Origin of the sequence: Paraburkholderia sp., from assembly GCF_026225065.1 — a bacterium.
GTDB lineage: Bacteria > Pseudomonadota > Gammaproteobacteria > Burkholderiales > Burkholderiaceae > Paraburkholderia.
The window spans coordinates 1-3,184 of sequence record NZ_JAMFSB010000105.1 but is presented as its reverse complement, the minus strand read 5'-3'; the positions used below and the strand labels follow the sequence as shown (position 1 = coordinate 3,184).

Below are 3,184 nucleotides of genomic sequence, written 5' to 3'. Positions count from 1 at the left end.
TACGGGTCGAGCGCCTCGATCTTATCGACGTTCTTCACGAGTCCCAGATCGCTGAAGTAAGGGAACGGCACCGGATACGCCTTATGAAACGGCTGGTCCGGATCCAGCATGCGCTGGAAGGTGAACACGACGTCGTCCGCATTGAATTCGCGCGTCGGCTTGAAGAAGGAGGTGGTCTGGAACTTCACCCCATGGCGCAGGTGAAACGTGTATTGCAGACCGTCCGGGGAGACGTCCCACTTCTCGGCGAGGCCCGGCTCGATGTCAGTGCCGCCCTGGACGAACTCGACCAGCCGGTTGTAGACGGTGTAGGAGCCCGCGGTGAACTCGACGCTGGTGGTGTACTGCGCAGAATCGAAGCCCGCTGGGCTGCCCTCCGAGCAGAACACGAGGGTTTTATCGGGCAGAGAGGCGGCCGATGCGGTGAAAGGTGTGCAGCATGCCGTGGCAACGGCCAGGGTTGTCAGGGCGGGCAGGCAATACTGGCGAACTGCGAACAGCATGGATGACACTGTCATGACGGTCTCCGGACAGCAGCCGGGTCGGCTGCGCCCCGATCATAGACGGCACAATATTCAGCTTCAATCCAGGGTTCTACCCCGCGTACGGCGGGCATGCAACGCGTGTCTGCGGCAACGCACCAAATATGGCGGAAACGGACAGGGAGAAGGAACAGGGAACACGCAGGAGCAGCGCGAGTTGAACCGCGCAGCCAGCCGGCCGCGCGGTGTGAAGCTTAAACGTCAAGCATTCAACCGGTCGCAGATGCCTTTGGTGGCCGCTGCGTTGTTGAGCGTGTAGAAATGCAGCCCCGGCGCGCGCGCGTCGATCAGACGCTGACACAAGTCCGTGACCACATCGAGTCCGAACGCGCGGATCGCTTCGCGGTCGTCGCCGTAGCTTTCCAGCCGGCGCGCCACCCAGCGCGGCACTTCCGCGCCGCACATCTCAGAGAAGCGCATCAACTGCGAAAAGTTCGTGATCGGCATGATGCCGGGCACGATCGGCACGTCGACGCCGAGCTTCCGCGCATCGTCCACGAAGCGGAAATACGCATCCGCGTTGAAGAAGTACTGCGTGATCGCCGAATTGGCGCCGGCCTTCACCTTGCGGGCAAAGTTTTCCAGATCGTGACGCGGCGAGCGCGCCTGCGGGTGGTACTCCGGATAACCGGCCACCTCGATCCAGAACCAGTCGCCGAACTCGGCGCGAATGAAGCTCACCAGCTCCGACGCATAGCGAAACTCGCCGACCTCACCCATGCCGGACGGCAGGTCGCCGCGCAGCGCGACGATATGGCGGATGCCATGCGAACGGTACTCGTTGAGGATCGCGCGCAGGCTCTCCTTCGACGAGCCGATACAGGACAGATGCGGCGCCGCTGCCAGCCCTTCCTTCGCCATATCGACGACGGTGTCGAGCGTGCCGCGCTGCGTCGAGCCGCCGGCGCCGAAGGTGACGGAGACGAACTTCGGCTTGAGCGGCGCGAGTTGTGCGCGCGTGGCGCGCAGCTTCTCGACGCCGTCTGGCGTCTTCGGCGGGAAGAATTCGAATGAAAGTTCGAGCGGATTCATGACTCGATCGCCCTTCTAAAAATGAAGCTCACTTCAGCCGAAACTCTTGTTGCCGAAGATGAGCGCGGACAGCAGCCAGGAAACGATGCTGTACAGGATCGAACCGATGAACGCCGACCAGAAGCCCGACACTTCGAAGCCCTTCAGCAGCGATGCGCACAGCCAGAAGCACAGTGCGTTGACCACCAGAATGAAGAGTCCGAGCGTGACGATCGTCACGGGCAGCGTCAGCAGGATCAGCACCGGTCGCAGCACGGTGTTGATCAACCCGAGCACCACCGCAACGATCAGCGCGGTGCCGAAGCTGCGGATGTGGATCGAAGGGACGAGGTACGTGATGATCAGGAGCGCGAGCGCATTGATCACCCAGGTCAGCAGCACGGTCATGTAGAGCTCCTTTTTGGCTGAAAGTCCGGGATTGAGCGCAACAGTCCGGCCAGGCGGCAAAGGCCGGTTGCCAGTCCGGCACCGCCTTTGCCGTGTGCCGCCCGCCGGATTGCCTGTGCGGCTACCGGCGGCGGCACGCGCTGCTTAGCTTGCCTGTTGCACTGCCTATCGGTCTACTTAGTAACGGTAGTGGTTCGGCTTGAACGGACCGTTCTTGTCGACACCGAGATAGCCCGCCTGCTCGTCCGACAGCACGGTCAGGTTCGCGCCGATGCGCGCCAGATGCAGGCGCGCCACCTTCTCGTCGAGATGCTTCGGCAGCACGTACACCTTGTTCTCGTACTTCCCGCCTTGGGTGAACAGTTCGATCTGCGCGAGCGTCTGGTTGGTGAACGAGTTCGACATCACGAACGACGGGTGGCCGGTGGCGCAACCGAGGTTCACGAGGCGGCCTTCAGCCAGCAGGATGACGCGCTTGCCGTCCGGGAAAATGATGTGGTCGACTTGCGGCTTGATGTTTTCCCACTGGTACTGACGGGTCGACGCAATATCGATTTCCGAGTCGAAGTGACCGATGTTGCAGACGATCGCGTTGTGGCGCATCGCCTTCAGGTGGTCGTGGCCGATCACGTGGAAGTTGCCGGTGGCCGTCACGAAGATGTCGGCCTTGTCGGCGGCGTATTCCATCGTCACGACACGGTACCCTTCCATCGCCGCCTGCAGTGCGCAGATCGGATCGATTTCCGTGACCCACACCGTCGCGCCCAGGCCGCGCAGCGATTGCGCGCAGCCCTTGCCCACGTCGCCGTAACCCGCGACTAGTGCGATCTTGCCGGCGATCATCACGTCGGTGGCGCGCTTGATACCGTCGACCAGCGATTCACGGCAGCCGTACAGATTGTCGAACTTCGACTTGGTAACCGAATCGTTGACGTTGATAGCCGGGAATGGCAGGCGGCCTTCCGTTTCCATCTGGTACAGACGGTGCACGCCCGTGGTGGTTTCCTCCGTCACGCCCTTGATGTGCTTCAGGCGCGTGGAGTACCAGGTCGGATCTGCGTCGAGGTGCGAAGCGATCGACTTGTACAGCGCGACTTCTTCCTCGTTGTTCGGCTTGGCGATGACCGAGCGATCCTTTTCAGCCTTCGAGCCGAGGATCAGCAGCAACGTGGCGTCGCCGCCGTCGTCGAGGATCATGTTGGCGAATTCGCCGTTCGGCCATT

4 protein-coding genes are annotated in these 3,184 nt (G+C 62.0%); all 4 read right to left on the bottom strand.

The genetic code is table 11. The features are described from left to right. Nucleotides 1–518 (bottom strand): ABC transporter substrate-binding protein (locus M0954_RS08070; protein ID WP_297352555.1); only part of this gene is annotated, 518 nt, incomplete at its 3' end. A 225-nt stretch (nucleotides 519–743) separates the two neighbouring features. Continuing rightward, nucleotides 744–1,574 carry a methylenetetrahydrofolate reductase [NAD(P)H] gene (gene metF / locus M0954_RS08065; protein ID WP_122152822.1) on the bottom strand — a complete coding sequence of 277 codons (831 nt, stop codon included), beginning with the start codon at nucleotides 1,572–1,574 and terminating at the stop codon, nucleotides 744–746. 33 nt (nucleotides 1,575–1,607) lie between these two features. Further along, a complete protein-coding gene (locus M0954_RS08060; RefSeq protein WP_122152823.1) occupies nucleotides 1,608–1,961 on the bottom strand; it encodes a phage holin family protein in 354 nt (117 codons plus the stop codon). 177 nt (nucleotides 1,962–2,138) lie between these two features. Next, the coding region (locus tag M0954_RS08055; protein ID WP_297352553.1) for an adenosylhomocysteinase at nucleotides 2,139–3,184 on the bottom strand (1,046 nt) is incomplete at its 5' end.

What these genes read in the sequence shown, in the direction of transcription:
- metF (WP_122152822.1), bottom strand. Translation starts at nt 1,574, where the DNA reads ATGAATCCGCTCGAACTTTCATTCGAATTCTTCCCGCCGAAGACGCCA.
- M0954_RS08060 (WP_122152823.1), bottom strand. Translation starts at nt 1,961, where the DNA reads ATGACCGTGCTGCTGACCTGGGTGATCAATGCGCTCGCGCTCCTGATC.